The organism is Streptomyces sp. MAI_2237 (genome assembly GCF_054189285.1).
Map to the genome: position 1 here is coordinate 2,945,139 of NZ_JAJPGQ010000003.1, position 14,481 is coordinate 2,959,619.

Consider the following 14,481-nt stretch of genomic DNA (forward strand, 5'->3'; position numbering starts at 1 on the left):
CGCTGCGGGGTCACCGGTGCTGCAGCACCCTCCGCGCGGCCCGCACCGCCCGGACCACGGGTTTGCGCGAGCGCGGCGCCGGCCCGGACCGTTCCAGCCACCACGCGCGCAGTTCCCGCCGCGCAGGGCCCTGGGGCAGGGCCTGCGAGGCGAGCAGGTGCTCGGCGAAGTCCAGCGCGTCGCGCCGATATCCGCCGCTCATCGGGTGCCCGTGGGCGTACGCCAGGAAGAGGTCCCGGTACGCCGTGCCGAGGATCACCGGCAACTCGGGCGCGATCTTCCCCACCACATCGGCCCGCTTCCCGGCGAGCGCCCGTGCCTGGACCCCAGCCGCACCCCGTCGAAGCCCTCCGGCACCGGCGTCCCGGAGACCAGCGAGGACAGCAGCGCGGTCTGCGCGAGCGCGAGCCGCTGCCGGGCGGGCTCGGTCGGCTCCCCGGAGGCCGTCGCCCGCAGCCCCTCCGCGGCCCCCGCCGCCCGAGCGGCCCCCCGTGCCGCCGCCCCCTTCTCCAGCGCCCCCCGGACGGCCTCCAGCTCCCGCTCCAGCTCGGCCGGTTCCGGGAAGTTCTCGTCCCTCTCCAGCAGCACGCCGGGCGGCGAGACGCGCGAGGCCAGGTCGGCCAGCACGTCCAGGACCGGCTGCGGGACGGGATGGGCGTGGCTGTCGTGCCAGACGCCGTCCCGTTCGAAGCCGCCCGCCACATGGACGTAGGCGATGGACTCCAGGGGCAGCTCGGCGAGCGCCTTGGCCGGGTCCTCGCCGCGGTTGACGTGGTTGGTGTGCAGGTTGGCCACGTCGATCAGGAGCCGCACGCCGGTGCGGTCGGCCAGTTCGTACAGGAACTGCCCCTCGGTCATCTCCTCGCCCGGCCAGCAGATCAGCGCGGCGATGTTCTCCACGGCGAGCGGCACCGGCAGCGCGTCCTGGGCGATACGGATGTTCTCGCACAGCACGTCGAGGGCGTCCCGGGTGCGGGGCACGGGCAGCAGGTGCCCGGCCTCCAGCAGGGGAGAGGCGGTGCGGGCGCCGCCGGCCCGGACGAAGGCGATGTGCTCGGTGACCAGCGGGGCCCCCAGGGCCTGGACGCGGTCGGCGAGCGCCGCGAGGCGACCGGCGTCGGGCCGCTCCGCCCCGCCCAGGCCGAGCGAGACACCGTGCGGGATCACGGTCACCCCGCGCTCGCGCAGCCGCCCGAGCGACTCCGGCAGATGGCCCGGGCACACGTTCTCGGCCACGACCTCGACCCAGTCGATGCCGGGCATCGACTCCACCGCGCCGGCGATCTCCGGCCGCCATCCGATGCCCGTCCCCAGTCGCTCCATGGTCTTCCCCTCCCTGCCGTCTCCCCGCGAGAACGTGACGGGGGTATGGCCCCGGCGCCCGCGCCCGAACCGCGCGCCGCTCACCTTCAGAGCAACATTTGAGGTTCGCGGACGGACGGGCCCCGGTGGCAGGCGAAGTCGAGGCGGTTACCGGGTGCGCAGCGCCGGATGATCGGCGACCACCGTGCACGACCCGGGCGCGATCTCCGTGAACCCCGCGTCCCGTACCAACGGCAGCCCGCTGCCGGTCAGTTCGCGCCAGCGCCCAGGCTCAGCGGTCCGCACGGCCAGCGGGAACCCGGCGTCACGCCAGGCGGCCCGCTCCTCGTCCGACAGCCCCCACCAGGCCAGTTGGGCCCCGTGTCCCGCCTGGGCCATCGCCTTCCCGGCCGACATGCCGAGCTCGGGGTTCATCCACAGCACCGGCACCCCCGGCTCGGCCGCCAACACCGGCTCCGGATCGTCGAGTTCGGTGCCGGACACCTGCAGCCTGGCCAGGTCCTTCGGCCAGCCGTCGAGCGGTACCGGCGGGAACACCCGCACCTCGGCCGACTTCCCGGCGACGGTGATCCCCTCCAGCGTCTCGGCCCGCCGCCACTCCGCCCCGCGGGCCCGCCGCACGACCTTGCGGATGCGGGCGTCCTGCCAGTCCCGCATGACCTGGGCCCACTCGCCGTCGCCGGCCGACCGCTCGTCGGCGAGCATCACGAGCACGGCCCGCGCGGCGGTCTCCAGCGCGTCGGTACGAGCCGGAGGCGCGGCCTTCTCCACCCGTACCACAAGGGGCAGCACGAACTGCGGCGCCTCGTCACGGGGGGTGCGCTCGGACCGGAAGGGACTGTCACTCGTCGACGTGTGGCTCACATCCGCCCACCCTAAGGGGGCGGCCCACGCAGCCGCCCGGCAGGGCAAGATGCCCTCATGCGACGCGATCTACGGCTGCACGACGTCGGCCGCCGCTACGGCCTGCGCGGCCCCTGGGTCCTGCGCGGCCTGAACCTGACCATCGCCCCCGGAACCCTCACCCGCATCGAAGGCCCCAACGGCACCGGCAAGTCCACCCTCCTCCGTCTCCTCGCCGGCATCGACAGCCCCACCGAGGGCCGCGTCACCGGCCGCCCCCGCACCGCGTACGTCCCCGAACGCTTCCCGGCGTCCCTGCCCTTCACCCCGCTCGGCTACCTCACCCACCTCGGCGCGGTGCACGGACTGTCCCGCGCCTCGGCCGAGCGGGCGGCGGCCGTCCACCTGGAGCGCTTCGGCGCGGGCGCGTACGCCCACACCCCCATGGCCCGGCTCTCCAAGGGAAGCAGCCAGAAGGTCGCCGTGGCCCAGGCCCTGCTCGCCGAGCCGGAGCTCCTCGTTCTCGACGAGGCATGGACCGGCCTGGACGTCGACGCCCGCGAGGAGCTGGAACGGGCGGTGGCCGAGCGGACCGAGGCCGGCGGTGCCGTCGTCTTCGTCGACCACGATCCGCACCGCCTCGCGGGGACGCCCGAGACGACGTACACCGTGCGCGACGGCGGTCTGGAACGCCGTGTCCGGCAGGACGGCACCGGCTCCGGCGCCCGGACGGACATCGAGGTGCAGGGTCCACCGCCCGCGCACCCCCTCGCGACCGTCACCGAGACCGCGCCCGGCCGCCACCGGCTCAGCGTCCCCGCGTCCCACTCGGACGTCGTGCTGCGCACCCTGCTGACGGCCCGTCCGCCGTGGCACGTGGTCAGCGTGCGCCCCCTCGGCGAGGACCCCGGCGAAGGCGACGAGAACGACGGCCCCGGCGAAGACGACGACCACGACAATGACAAGGACAGCGACGGATGACCGCCCTTCTCCGCTACCAGACGGCCCTTCTGCTGCGTTCCCAGCGCTGGCTGCCACCGGTCGTCCTCTACGCGGCCTTCCTGGGCATCGGCGTGCAGAGCGGCCAGCCGGTCCTCGACTCCCTGGGTTACGCGGCCGCGGCCCTGCTCCCGGTCGCCGCCTGGCTGGTACGGATCTGCGTCGGCGTGGAGCCCGCCGCCGCGCGCGCGTGCGTCGCGGCCGCCGCAGGGCCCGGGCGGGCGCATCTGGCCCGGCTGCTCGTCGCCCTGGCCGCCGCGGCGGCGCTCGGCGCGGCCGCCGTCCTCGTCGTGACCCTGATCAGCGATCCCGTGAGCACCGACCACCGCACCCGGGTGGCCGTGCTGCCCGCCGCCGCGGCCGGCCTGCTCGCCGCCGCGGCCTGCGCGCTGCTCGGCACGGCCGTCGGGGCGCTCACCAACTGGCCGCTGCTGCGCTCACCGGGCCGGGCGGTCCCGGCGATGCTCCTGGCGGCGCTGACGTCGGTGGTGGCGACGGGCTCCCCGGCGCAGGCGGCGGTCAGCGGCCTGGTCACCGGCTCGCAGTCGGGAACGGTCCCGGTACCGCTGCTGCCGCTGGCCGCGGCGGCCGCCCTCGCGGCAGCGGCGACCGCGGCGGCCTGCGCCCTGGCGTCCCGCCGCTCACCCTGAACAGGCGCTCCGCTGGGCCTCCTGCCACTCGCACACGGGGCACAGCGTGACGCCCCTGTACGACTCCGCGTACTCCGTCGGCTCCCGGCACAGCACGCACTCCGCGTACGGCGGCCTGTCCGCCTTCGGCGGCCTCGTCGTGTCGCCGATCGCGCAGTAGCCGTCACCTTCGTCGCTCATGCCTCCAGCGTAAGCGGCTCACCTGCGCTCGCCCGCGGACCGGATCAGCTGGGAGACCTTCACGAACCGGTAGCCCTTCGCGCGCAGTTCGGGCACGATCGTGCGCACCGCCCGCTCGGTCGCCGGCGCCGCGCTGCGGGTGCAGTGCATGACGACGACCGAGCCCGGACGCACCCCCTCCAGCACCTGCCGGGCCACCGCGTCGGAGTCCGTGGCGAACGCGTCCCCGCTCACCACGTCCCACTGGACGGCGGTGACCCCGGTCGGGGTGAGCGCCTTCAGGGCCGCCCGGTCGTAGCACCCGCCAGGGAAGCGGAAGTAGGGCATCGCGTCCGTCACGCCGGCCCTGCGGAAGGCGGCGTACGCGCGCTCCACGTCCGCCCGCATGCGGTCCTCGGGCACGGTCGGCAGTCCGTAGCAGTCCCCGGTGAAGGCGTAGTGGCTGTAGGAGTGGTTGGCGATCTCGAAGAGCGGGTCCCGGTCGATGGACCGCGCCTGCAGCGGATACTCGTCGGCCCAGCGCCCCGTCATGAACACGGTCGCCGGCACCTTCAGCGCCCGCAGCGTCGCGATGAGCTGCGGATTGTCGAAGCGCTCCCCGCGTGCCGCCCGTGCGCCCTCGTCGGCGGTCATGTCGGCGTCGAAGGTGAGGGCGACCGTCCGGCCGTCGGTGCGGGGGCCGTTGCTGAAGACGGGGGTGAGACCGGTGGGGCCGGGGGCGAGCGTCGGGGGCCTGGAGGGGATGGCACGGGTCGCCGTGGGCGCCGGGTGGGCGGCACGGGGTGCGGCGGGTGCGCCGCAGGCGGTGAGCGCGGCGCCGAGCGCACAGGCGGCCGCAGCTCGTCGTACTCGAATGATCACCCTACGAACATAAAGGGATGAATCGTTCCCTTTGTGGACCGGTGCGGGCGTGCCGGGCCTCAAGCCCCCTTCTGCAGCCGCTCCCGGCACTCCTGAAGGTCAAAGTCCGGCTCCGGGTAGCGCGGGTCCAGTGCCTCCAGATGCTCCAGGAGCAACCGGGCGATCGCCCAGTCGCGGTACCACTTGCGGTCGGCCGGGATCACGTACCAGGGGGCGTACGGCGTCGAGCAGCGGTGCAGTGCGATCTCGTACGCCTCCTGGTAGGCGGGCCACAGCGCGCGGTCGTCGATGTCGCCGGGGCTGAACTTCCAGCGCTTGTCGGGGCGGTCCAGGCGCCGGAGCAGGCGGCGGCGCTGCTCCTCGTAGGAGATGTGCAGGAAGCACTTGACGACGGTGACGCGGTCGTCGACCAGGCGCTGCTCGAAGCGGTTGATCTCGTCGTAGCGGCGTTCGATCTCGTCACGGGGGACCAGCGCGCGGACGCGGGGGACGAGCACGTCCTCGTAGTGCGAGCGGTCGAAGGCGCCCAGTTCGCCCGGCCGGGGGAGTTCCTTCTCGATCCGCCACAGGAAGGGGTGCTCCCGCTCCTCCGGAGTGGGCGCACGGAAGCCCTTGACCCGGCAGCCGGCCGGGTTGAGCAGGCCCACCACGTGTTTGATCGTGCCGCCCTTGCCGCTGGTGTCCATGCCCTGCAGCACCAGCAGCACCCGGCGGCGGTCGCCGGTGAGGCCCGCCGCCCACAGGCGTTCCTGCAGCCCGGCGAGGCGCTTGCCGAGGCGTGCGGTGGCCGCGCGGCCCGCGGACTTGCCGCCGGGCCCGGCGGGGGCGGCCCGGGTGTCGTACGCCGCCAGGTCGATCGGTTCGCCGCGGGGCACCCGCAACAGCGCCTTGAGATCCGCCGTCGCGGCCTTCTGCCTCTTGCCGTCCTGGGACACGGGGCACCCCTTCCGGTCCGGTCTGACTCGATCCTGCGGCCTCGGTGGGCGGGTTGCCAGCGATCAGCGGCCGTAACGGCCCGTCAGGGTTCCCGCGGCCAGCACGTGGTCGGCCAGCGCGTGCTCGAGGTCGGCGGCCGAGGCACCGGCGGGCAGGCGGAGGGTGCGGTCGACGGCGTAGACCGAGAAGACGTAGTGGTGGGGGCTGCTCCGGGTGCCCTTGGGCGGGCAGGGGCCGCCGTACCCCCGCTTCCCGAAGCCGTTGCGGCCCTGTGTCGCGCCCGGGGGCACCTGACCGGCCGGCCAGCCGGCGCGCCTCGCGTCCGCGTTCCACACCAGCCAGTGCGTGAAGGCGCCGTGCGGGGCGTCGGGGTCCTGGACCAGGACCGCCAGGGTGGTGGCGCCGGCGGGGACACCGGAGAAGTCCAGCGCGGGGGAGACGTCCTCGCCGTCGCAGGTGTGGCGGCGCGGGACGGTGCCGCCGTCGGTGAAGGCGGGAGAGGACACCGAGATGCGGTGCGCGGCGCTGGGAGAGGGTACGGACGTACCGCCGCCGTCCCCGCAGGCCGACACGAGCCCGGTCACCGCCGCCAGGGCCATGAGCACGCGCCCGCGGCCCACGCCGCGCGGCACCCGTCACTTCTCCAGTCGAGGGTTCGGCGGGTGCTGTTCCTGGGCCCTCTCCAGGAAGCGGAGCAGCTCCACCGGGAAGGGCAGCACCAGTGTCGAGTTCTTCTCGGCGGCGACGGCGACGACCGTCTGCAGCAGCCGCAGCTGCAGCGCGGCGGGCTGCTCGGACATCTCCTTGGCGGCCTCGGCGAGTTTCTTGGAGGCCTGCAGTTCGGCGTCGGCGTTGATGATGCGGGCCCGACGCTCGCGGTCGGCCTCGGCCTGCCGGGCCATCGAGCGCTTCATCGACTCCGGCAGCGAGACGTCCTTGATCTCCACCCGGTCGATCTGCACGCCCCAGCCGATGGCCGGGCTGTCGATCATCAGCTCCAGGCCCTGGTTGAGCTTCTCCCGGTTGGAGAGCAGGTCGTCCAGGTCGCTCTTGCCGATGATCGAGCGCAGGGAGGTCTGCGCCATCTGCGAGACGGCGAACTTGTAGTCCTCGACGTTGACGAGCGCCGCCGCCGCGTCGACGACCTTGAAGTAGACGACGGCGTCCACACGCACGGTCACGTTGTCCCGGGTGATGCCCTCCTGGGCCGGGACCGGCAGCGTGACGATCTGCATGTTGACCTTGGCCAGCCGGTCCACGAACGGCACGATCATCGTGAACCCGGGGCTGCGCACCTCACCGCCGAGCCGCCCGAGCCGGAAGAGCACCCCGCGCTCGTACTGTTTGACCACGCGCGCCGCGGACGCCACGTAGACGAGGCCGGCGGTGCCCACCGCCACGGCGGCCGTCACCAGCTCAGGGACCATGGTGACCCCCTGTGTGAGAGGTCTTTCTGTCTGCCCCTGCCACGATATGCCCGATGACCGGTCCCGGGCCACGAGGGGCCCCGGACCGGCCGTCGGACGGTCATCCGGCCGTCGTCAAACGGAGGGTCATGCGGCCGTCGTCACGCGCACCGGCTCGGTCCCGGCCGAGCTGTGCCGCTCCGCCCAGTTCTCCAGGGCCGTGCGGCAGGCGTGGTCCAGGTGGTGCAGGCCGGAGAGGTCCAGCTCCACCGGGCGGTCCTGGGGCAGCGCCTCCAGGCTGTCGAGGATCTTCGGCAGCCGCAGGAAGGTGGCGTTGCCCGTCAGGTGGACCTGGACCGGGCCCGCGCCCTTGTCGACGATCTCGGTCCTGAGGTGCGAGGCCTCCCAGGCGGTCTTGGCCACGGACAGGGCCAGACCGATGAGCACGCCCTCGAACATGTTCACCGCGACGATCGACACGGCCGTGGCCACGAGGATCAGCGCCTCGCCCTTGTGGCCGCGCCACAGCGCCGTGATCTGGCGGAACGGGATCAGCTTCCAGCCCGCGTGGACCAGGATGCCGGCCAGGGCCGGGATGGGGACCAGCGCCAGGGCGGACGGCAGGGCGGCGGCGAACAGCAGGAGCCAGGCGCCGTGCAGCACCCGAGAGGCCTTCGTCCGCGCGCCCGCGGCGACGTTCGCGGAGCTGCGCACGATCACCGCGGTCATCGGCAGCGCGCCGAGCAGACCGCAGACCGTGTTGCCCACGCCCTGGGCGACCATCTCCTTGTCGTACTGGGTGCGCGGACCGTCGTGCAGCCGGTCCACGGCCGCCGCGCTGAACAGGCTCTCGGCCGAGGCGATCAACGTGAACGCCACGATGGTGCCCCAGACGGCCGGGGAGGCCAGCTCGCCGAAGGCGTCGGCGCCCGGCACCTGGACGACCCCGAACAGGCCCTCCACCTCGACGGTGGCGACCGGCAGCCCGAAGGCGAGCGTGGCGAGCGTGGCCAGGACCACCGCGGCCAGGGCGCCCGGCACGGACCGCACCGCCTTGGGCAGCCGCTTCCACAGCACGATGACGGCGATGGTGCCCGCTCCGATCGCGAGCGAGGCCAGGGCCTTGCTGCTGCCGAGCGCGTCGGCGAACGCCCCGGGCAGGCCCGCGATCTTGCCGATGCCGGTCTGCGGGGCCTTCAGCCCCGCCGCCGCGTAGATCTGCCCGGCGATGATCACCAGGCCGATGCCGCAGAGCATGCCCTCGACGACGGACACGGATATCGCCCGGAACCAGCGGCCTATCCTGAAGAAGCCCATGGCCAGCTGGAACAGGCCGGCCATCAGCACGATGACGCCGAGGGTGCCGACGCCGAACTCGCTGACGGCCTCGAAGACCAGCACGGTCAGACCGGCGGCCGGCCCGGAGACCTGGAGGCTGCTGCCGGGCAGGAACCCGGTGACGAGGCCGCCCACGATGCCGGTGACCAGGCCCAGTTCCGCCGGGACACCGGAGGCGACCGCCACGCCGACGCACAGGGGCACGGCGACCAGGAAGACGACTATGGAGGCGAGGAAGTCCTGCCTCAGATAGGGGTACTTGGTCGTCATCGCCGGCTCACAGGGCCTTGAAGGCGTCGGCGGCGGGGTCGTGCGCCAGGACGGCGCCGGTGTGGACCTCGTAGAACCAGGCGTGCAGGGTGAGGTCGCCGTCCGTCAGCTTCTTGTCGATGTAGGGGTACGAGCGCAGCCGCAGCAGCTGCGTCAGGACGTGGCTCTGGACCCCCTCGGCGACGGTCGGGTCCTCGGCCGCGCCCGAGGGGCGCGGGGTGGCGTGGGCGAGCCAGTCGCGCACCGCCGGTACGGCGTCCAGGTCGTCGCCGCGCACCAGGGCGCCGACGGCGCCGCAGTGCGAGTGTCCGCAGACCACGATGTCGCGGACGCCGAGGACCTCCACGGCGTATTCGATGGTGCAGGCCTCGCTGGTGGGGTGCTCGGAGGCGTACGGGGGCACGATGTTGCCCGCGGTGCGCAGCTCGAAGAGCTCGCCCGGGCGGGCGCCGGTGATCAGGGCCGGCACGACCCTGGAGTCGGAGCAGGTGATGAACAGCACCTGCGGGGACTGGCCTTCGGCGAGTCCGGCGAACTCCTCAGGGCGCTGTCCGAACGTACGGGCGTTGTCGATGAGGGGCTGCATGATGGTGGCGTCTCCTCCTGGCGCGCCGTGGGGGGCGCGTCGGTGTGGGCAGGACAGGGTGGGGGAACTGCTCTGTTCTGCTCGGCTCTCTCAGCAGCGGAAGACCTGAAGTGCCGCCGGAGAGGGGGATGTCGAGGGTCTCGACAGACGAAGGGCGCGCAGCGCGACCGGTTCGTGGCCGGACGCCGGGCCGTCGGCCAAAGGCCGGCGCTCGGGCTCCTCGGAGGCGCAGCCGGTGCTCGGGTGACGGTCGCGGGTGCGCAGGGGACCGGTGGGGCCACCGGAGGGATCGCAGTGGCGGACCGTCGCCGACTCGTCACGCAGCGCCTTGCCGGAGGGGTTGGTTCCGGGCAGATCCTTGGCCAGTGCGTGACGGGCCGTGTGCGCGGCTGCGAAGGAGGCGGTCGGCGCGAAGAACTGGAGGGCGAGCAGGAGTGCGGCGAACAGGGCCACCGCGGCCGAACGCGTCCTGCCTCGGAACATGCCCCTCCCTCCCCGCGCACCACGGCTTTTGCGTCGACCAAGGGATGGTCAACTACCGGTCAAGAAACACGTTAACCCTGCAAAGTTGTTTGCAGGGTTAACGCGACGTTTCCAGTGGAAGAGAGCCTGAAATGCGCTGCTGGGGTGGCGTGATCTAGTCGGTCGCGACGAGCCGCGCGCCGTCCCGGGCCAGGGACGTGAGCCGGGAGATCGCCCGGAAGTACTTCTTGCGGTAACCGCCGTTCAGCATCTCCTCGCTGAACAGCCGGTCGAAGGCCAGCCCCGAGGCCACGACGGGTACCTCGCGGTCGTAGAGCCGGTCCGCGAGCACGACGAGCCGCAGCGCCGTCGACTGGTCGGGCACCGGCTCGACACCGGTGAGGCAGACCGCCCTCAGGCCGTCGGTCAGGGCGCCGTAGCGGCTGGGGTGGACCCTGGCCAGATGGCCGAGAAGTCGCGGGAAGTCGTCGAGCGAGGCGCCCGCGGTGGCGTGGGCGGCCTGCGTCACCTGCTCCTCCGCGTACGGCGCCGGTGCCGCGGGCAGACCGCGGTGGCGGTAGTCCTCGCCGTCGATGCGCAGGGTGCGGAAGCGGGCGGACAGGCCCTGGATCTCGCGCAGGAAGTCGGCCGCCGCGAAGCGGCCTTCGCCGAGCTTGCCGGGCAGGGTGTTGGAGGTGGCGGCCAGGGCGACGCCCGCCTCGACCAGCTTGCCCAGCAGGGTGGAGACCAGGACGGTGTCGCCCGGGTCGTCGAGCTCGAACTCGTCGATGCACAGCAGCCGGTGGCCGGAGAGGGTCTGCACCGTCTTCTGGAAGCCGAGGGCGCCGACCAGGTTGGTCAGCTCCACGAAGGTGCCGAACGCCTTCAGCGCGGGCTCCGCCGGGGTGGCGTGCCACAGGGAGGCGAGCAGGTGGGTCTTGCCGACGCCGTAGCCGCCGTCGAGGTAGACCCCGCGGGGGCCGGCCGGCGCCTTGGGCGCCCTGGGCCTGCCGAGGCCGAGGAAGCCGCGCTTGCCGCCGCCGACCGCGTGCGCTCCGCCGAGCCCGGCCGCGAAGCCCTCCAGGACCCGCACCGCCTCGGTCTGGCTGGGCTGGTTCGGGTCCGGGATGTACGTGCTGAAGCGCACCGAGTCGAAGCGCGGCGGCGGCACCATCTCGGCCACCAGGCGGTCCGCGGGGACGTGCGGCTCACGGGCGCACAGGGACAGCGGGGCCGCGTCGGCTATCGCATCGATACCGGGAGCGGAAGGCATGGACGACACGGTTACCCATGCTAAGCGTCGTGGAACACTGCACGACATGCGACGCCTGTTCCCTGTGACCGACCAGACAGTGCCGACGGCCTCCGGCGGACGTGCCGGCGACCCGGACGACCGCGAGTGGAGCCTCGCCGAACTCGCCACCGCCTACGCCTACCCCGAGCCGTCGGCCGGCGGGCAGCGGGTGCCGTGGCTGCGGGCCAACATGGTCTCCACGCTCGACGGGGCGGCGCAGCACGACGGGAAGTCGCAGCCGATCTCCAACGCGACCGACATGCGGATCTTCGGGACGCTGCGGGCGCTGGCCGATGTCGTGGTCGTCGGTGCGGAAACCGTCCGTCAGGAGGGGTACCGGCCCGCCCGCGCGCGTGCGGAGTTCGCGGCCGCGCGCACGGCGGCCGGTCAGGCGCCGGCGCCCGCGATCGCCGTGGTCACCGCCAGCCTGGACCTGGACTTCTCGCTGCCGCTGTTCGCCTCGCCGCTGGTGCCCACCCTGGTCCTGACCGGCGCCGCGGCCGCTCCGGAGCGGGTGGTGGCGGCGGAGAAGGCCGGGGCGCGCGTGCTGATCGCCGGCGACGGCATGGGGGTCGAACCCGACCGCGCCGTGCGGGCCCTCGCCGAGCTGGGCCACACCCGGCTGCTGACCGAGGGCGGGCCGCGGCTGCTGGGCCAGCTGGTGGCCGCGGGCGTGCTGGACGAGCTCTGCGTGACCGTGTCGCCGATGCTCACGGCCGGCGACGCCCAGCGCATCGCGGGCGGTCCGTCGGTTCCGGTTCCGCAACGTTTCGCGCTGGTCTCCCTCTTGGAGGAAGAGGGGTTCCTGTACGGGCGCTACCAGCGCACCTGATATTGGTTCAGCGGTGCCGATGGTCCCGGAAACAGTGGAATCTACCGTTCCGCTTTGGTTCCGGCGGGCACACTGATTTTCGCAGTCCCCGTGACACGACGGGGCAGGATGGTTTCCGCAGAAGGGGCGCCCCGTTGTTCACAAGCGTATTGATGATCGAGAAGGCCCTGACGTCCGCAGATGTGGAGTTCGTCACCGGCTTGCACGGGGACGAACAGGTGCTCTTCCATGTGCTGCTCCAGCCCCGCGGCGATCAGGCGGACCGCCTGCTGCGGGCGATCGACGACGTGGCGCTGGGCGAGCTGGACGAGGCCGCCCGGGAACACGAGGTCCCCGAGGGCGAGGCCGCGCGGCCCTTCGGTGAGCGGGCCCTGGAGGTCTCCCTGCAGGCGCTGCGGGTCTCGGGCAGCGAGGCCGAGGGCCGGCTGATCGAGGACCACCCGCTGGACGCCCTGAAGACCCTGGTCGACGAGGTGAACGCGGACGAGGTGATCGTGCTCACCGACCCGCACTACGTGGAGGAGTTCTTCCACCGCGACTGGGCGTCGAGGGCGCGCCACAAGGTGGGGGTGCCGGTGCTGAAGCTGTTCTCGCACAGCAAGGCCTGAGGCCTCACCCGCCCGCCGGGACGGGTGCCATAGGGTTGGGTGGCTCACAGTCCGCCGTACCCCAGGAGACACCGCATGGCACCCGGCCTTCCCCTCGCCATGGACCGACCGCACTTCATCGGCATCGGCGGCGCCGGGATGTCGGGGATCGCGAAGATCCTGGCGCAGCGCGGGGCGAAGGTCGCCGGCAGCGACGCCAAGGACTCCGAGACCGCCGCGGCGCTGCGGGCGCTGGGCGTGACCGTGCACATCGGGCATGCGGCCGGGCACCTCGCCGACGACGCGAGCTGTGTCGTCGTGTCGTCGGCGATCCGCGAGGACAACCCGGAGCTGGCCCGCGCGGCCGAGCTGGGCGTCCCGGTCGTCCACCGGTCCGACGCGCTCGCCGCGCTGATGGAGAACCTGCGTCCGCTCGCCGTCGCCGGTACGCACGGCAAGACGACCACCACCTCGATGCTGGCGGTCTCCCTCTCCGAGCTCGGCCTCGACCCGTCGTACGCGATCGGCGGCGACCTGGACGCCCCCGGTTCCAACGCGCTGCACGGCGAGGGCGAGATCTTCGTCGCCGAGGCGGACGAATCGGACCGCAGCTTCCACAAGTACGCGCCCGAGGTCGCCATCGTCCTCAACGTGGAGCTCGACCACCACGCCAACTACGCGTCCATGGACGAGATCTACGAGTCCTTCGAGACGTTCGCCGGACGGATCGTGCCCGGCGGCACGCTGGTGATCAACGCCGATCACGAGGGCGCGCGGGAGCTGACCCGGCGGCTGGCCGGTTCGGTGCGGACCGTGACGTACGGCGACGCCGAGGACGCCGACGTCCGCGTGCTGGCGGTACGGGCGCAGGGACTCAAGAGCGAGGTCACCGTCCTGCTCGGCGGCGAGGAGCTGACCTTCACGGTCTCCGTGCCCGGCCGGCACTACGCGCACAACGCCGTGGCCGCCCTCGCCGCCGGCGTCGCACTGGGCGTCCCGGCCGCCGAGCTGGCGCCCGCGCTGGCCGCGTACACCGGTGTGAAGCGGCGGCTACAGCTCAAGGGCGAGGCGGCCGGCGTCCAGGTGATCGACTCCTACGCCCACCACCCGACCGAGATGGCGGCCGACCTGGAGGCCATGCGCGCGGCCGCAGGCGGCTCCCGCATCCTGGTCGTCTTCCAGCCCCACCTGTTCTCGCGGACGCAGGAGCTCGGCAAGGAGATGGGGCAGGCGCTCGCCCTCGCGGACGCCTCCGTGGTCCTCGACATCTACCCGGCCCGCGAGGACCCGATCCCCGGGGTGACGAGCGAGCTGATCATCGAGGCCGCGCGGGCCGCGGGCGCGGACGTGACGGCGGTCCACGACAAGGACGAGGTGCCGGCGGCGGTGGCGGGAATGGCGAAGGCCGGTGATCTCGTTCTCACCATGGGCGCGGGCGATGTCACCGACCTCGGCCCGCGCATTCTGGACCGTCTCGCCAAGTAAGGGGCTGAGCTTCATGTCGTACGACGTCGAAAAGCCGGACGAGCAGTGGCGTGCGGAGCTGACCCCGGCCGAGTACGCGGTCCTGCGGCAGGCCGCCACGGAGCCGGCGTTCACCGGTGAGTACACCGACGCCAAGACCAAGGGCGTCTACTCCTGCCGGGCCTGCGGCGCCGAACTGTTCACGTCCACCACCAAGTTCGAGTCGCACTGCGGCTGGCCGTCCTTCTACGACCCGAAGGACTCCGACGCGGTCGAGCTCATCGAGGACCGCTCGCACGGGATGGTGCGGACCGAGGTGCGCTGCGCGCGCTGCGGATCACATCTCGGGCACGTGTTCGAGGGTGAGGGGTATCCCACGCCCACGGACCAGCGGTACTGCATCAACTCCATCTCGCTGCGGCTGACGCCGGACGAGAGCTGAGATCACGG

Annotated in this window: 16 protein-coding genes and 1 pseudogene; 6 read left to right on the forward strand and 11 right to left on the reverse strand. The window is 73.0% G+C overall.

Translation table 11 applies throughout. The features are described from left to right. Positions 1 to 10: 10 nt before the first annotated feature. Positions 11 to 1,323, reverse strand: a pseudogene (locus LN251_RS23915) (DUF692 domain-containing protein). A gap of 147 nt (positions 1,324 to 1,470) precedes the next feature. After that, on the reverse strand, positions 1,471 to 2,187 hold the full coding sequence (locus LN251_RS23920) for an aminoacyl-tRNA hydrolase (protein WP_458246171.1): 717 nt from the start codon (positions 2,185 to 2,187) through the stop codon (positions 1,471 to 1,473). A gap of 57 nt (positions 2,188 to 2,244) precedes the next feature. On the opposite strand from LN251_RS23920, the gene LN251_RS23925 reads away from it, so the two are divergent. Together LN251_RS23925 and LN251_RS23930 are read left to right on the forward strand one after the other, a co-directional pair. Next, positions 2,245 to 3,147, forward strand: coding sequence for an ABC transporter ATP-binding protein (locus LN251_RS23925; RefSeq protein ID WP_458246172.1), 903 nt, complete (start codon positions 2,245 to 2,247; stop codon positions 3,145 to 3,147). Further along, on the forward strand, positions 3,144 to 3,815 hold the full coding sequence (locus LN251_RS23930) for an ABC transporter (protein WP_458246173.1): 672 nt from the start codon (positions 3,144 to 3,146) through the stop codon (positions 3,813 to 3,815). The genes LN251_RS23925 and LN251_RS23930 overlap by 4 nt, the downstream gene beginning before the upstream one ends. Here LN251_RS23930 and LN251_RS23935 read toward each other — a convergent pair. From LN251_RS23935 to zapE, 9 genes are all read right to left on the reverse strand, one after another. Next, positions 3,807 to 3,995, reverse strand: coding sequence for a hypothetical protein (locus LN251_RS23935; RefSeq protein WP_458246174.1), 189 nt, complete (start codon positions 3,993 to 3,995; stop codon positions 3,807 to 3,809). The genes LN251_RS23930 and LN251_RS23935 overlap by 9 nt on opposite strands. A gap of 18 nt (positions 3,996 to 4,013) precedes the next feature. Continuing rightward, positions 4,014 to 4,856 (reverse strand): polysaccharide deacetylase family protein, encoded by an 843-nt coding sequence (locus tag LN251_RS23940; RefSeq protein WP_458246175.1) that lies wholly within the window; start codon positions 4,854 to 4,856, stop codon positions 4,014 to 4,016. A 59-nt stretch (positions 4,857 to 4,915) separates the two neighbouring features. Then, complete coding sequence (locus tag LN251_RS23945) at positions 4,916 to 5,791, reverse strand: PPK2 family polyphosphate kinase (RefSeq protein ID WP_458246176.1); 876 nt, start codon at positions 5,789 to 5,791, stop codon at positions 4,916 to 4,918. A gap of 63 nt (positions 5,792 to 5,854) precedes the next feature. Further along, positions 5,855 to 6,424, reverse strand: coding sequence for a YbhB/YbcL family Raf kinase inhibitor-like protein (locus tag LN251_RS23950; RefSeq protein ID WP_458246177.1), 570 nt, complete (start codon positions 6,422 to 6,424; stop codon positions 5,855 to 5,857). 3 nt (positions 6,425 to 6,427) lie between these two features. After that, positions 6,428 to 7,219, reverse strand: coding sequence for a slipin family protein (locus LN251_RS23955; RefSeq protein WP_458246178.1), 792 nt, complete (start codon positions 7,217 to 7,219; stop codon positions 6,428 to 6,430). A 126-nt stretch (positions 7,220 to 7,345) separates the two neighbouring features. After that, positions 7,346 to 8,806: a SulP family inorganic anion transporter gene (locus LN251_RS23960; protein ID WP_458246179.1), complete on the reverse strand. Its 1,461-nt coding sequence runs from the start codon at positions 8,804 to 8,806 to the stop codon at positions 7,346 to 7,348. Positions 8,807 to 8,813: 7 nt separating this feature from the next. Then, positions 8,814 to 9,392, reverse strand: a complete 579-nt coding sequence (locus LN251_RS23965) for a carbonic anhydrase (protein WP_458246180.1) — start codon at positions 9,390 to 9,392, stop codon at positions 8,814 to 8,816. A gap of 90 nt (positions 9,393 to 9,482) precedes the next feature. Further along, positions 9,483 to 9,875, reverse strand: coding sequence for a hypothetical protein (locus LN251_RS23970; RefSeq protein ID WP_458246181.1), 393 nt, complete (start codon positions 9,873 to 9,875; stop codon positions 9,483 to 9,485). Between the two features lie 154 nt (positions 9,876 to 10,029). After that, a complete protein-coding gene (gene zapE, locus LN251_RS23975) occupies positions 10,030 to 11,136 on the reverse strand; it encodes a cell division protein ZapE (protein WP_458246182.1) in 1,107 nt (368 codons plus the stop codon). Between the two features lie 37 nt (positions 11,137 to 11,173). Here zapE and LN251_RS23980 point away from each other — a divergent pair, with 37 nt between their 5' ends. The 4 genes from LN251_RS23980 (at position 11,174) to msrB (ending at position 14,473) form a co-directional block, all read left to right on the forward strand. Further along, entirely contained in the window at positions 11,174 to 11,980 is an 807-nt protein-coding gene (locus tag LN251_RS23980) for a pyrimidine reductase family protein (RefSeq protein ID WP_458246183.1), read from the forward strand. A 152-nt stretch (positions 11,981 to 12,132) separates the two neighbouring features. After that, the gene (locus LN251_RS23985; RefSeq protein WP_404157125.1) at positions 12,133 to 12,588 is read left to right on the forward strand and encodes an indole-3-glycerol phosphate synthase; all 456 of its coding nucleotides are present in this window, start codon (positions 12,133 to 12,135) and stop codon (positions 12,586 to 12,588) included. A 75-nt stretch (positions 12,589 to 12,663) separates the two neighbouring features. Beyond that, complete coding sequence (gene murC, locus LN251_RS23990; RefSeq protein ID WP_458246184.1) at positions 12,664 to 14,052, forward strand: UDP-N-acetylmuramate--L-alanine ligase; 1,389 nt, start codon at positions 12,664 to 12,666, stop codon at positions 14,050 to 14,052. Positions 14,053 to 14,065: 13 nt separating this feature from the next. Further along, positions 14,066 to 14,473 (forward strand): peptide-methionine (R)-S-oxide reductase MsrB, encoded by a 408-nt coding sequence (gene msrB / locus LN251_RS23995; RefSeq protein ID WP_058922403.1) that lies wholly within the window; start codon positions 14,066 to 14,068, stop codon positions 14,471 to 14,473. Positions 14,474 to 14,481: the final 8 nt, after the last annotated feature.

Coding starts and splice junctions, on each gene's coding strand:
- LN251_RS23925 (WP_458246172.1), top strand. CDS start 2,245: ATGCGACGCGATCTACGGCTGCACGACGTCGGCCGCCGCTACGGCCTG.
- LN251_RS23930 (WP_458246173.1), top strand. CDS start 3,144: ATGACCGCCCTTCTCCGCTACCAGACGGCCCTTCTGCTGCGTTCCCAG.
- LN251_RS23935 (WP_458246174.1), bottom strand. CDS start 3,995: ATGAGCGACGAAGGTGACGGCTACTGCGCGATCGGCGACACGACGAGG.
- LN251_RS23955 (WP_458246178.1), bottom strand. CDS start 7,219: ATGGTCCCTGAGCTGGTGACGGCCGCCGTGGCGGTGGGCACCGCCGGC.
- LN251_RS23960 (WP_458246179.1), bottom strand. CDS start 8,806: ATGACGACCAAGTACCCCTATCTGAGGCAGGACTTCCTCGCCTCCATA.
- LN251_RS23965 (WP_458246180.1), bottom strand. CDS start 9,392: ATGCAGCCCCTCATCGACAACGCCCGTACGTTCGGACAGCGCCCTGAG.
- LN251_RS23970 (WP_458246181.1), bottom strand. CDS start 9,875: ATGTTCCGAGGCAGGACGCGTTCGGCCGCGGTGGCCCTGTTCGCCGCA.
- LN251_RS23980 (WP_458246183.1), top strand. CDS start 11,174: ATGCGACGCCTGTTCCCTGTGACCGACCAGACAGTGCCGACGGCCTCC.
- LN251_RS23985 (WP_404157125.1), top strand. CDS start 12,133: ATGATCGAGAAGGCCCTGACGTCCGCAGATGTGGAGTTCGTCACCGGC.
- murC (WP_458246184.1), top strand. CDS start 12,664: ATGGCACCCGGCCTTCCCCTCGCCATGGACCGACCGCACTTCATCGGC.
- msrB (WP_058922403.1), top strand. CDS start 14,066: ATGTCGTACGACGTCGAAAAGCCGGACGAGCAGTGGCGTGCGGAGCTG.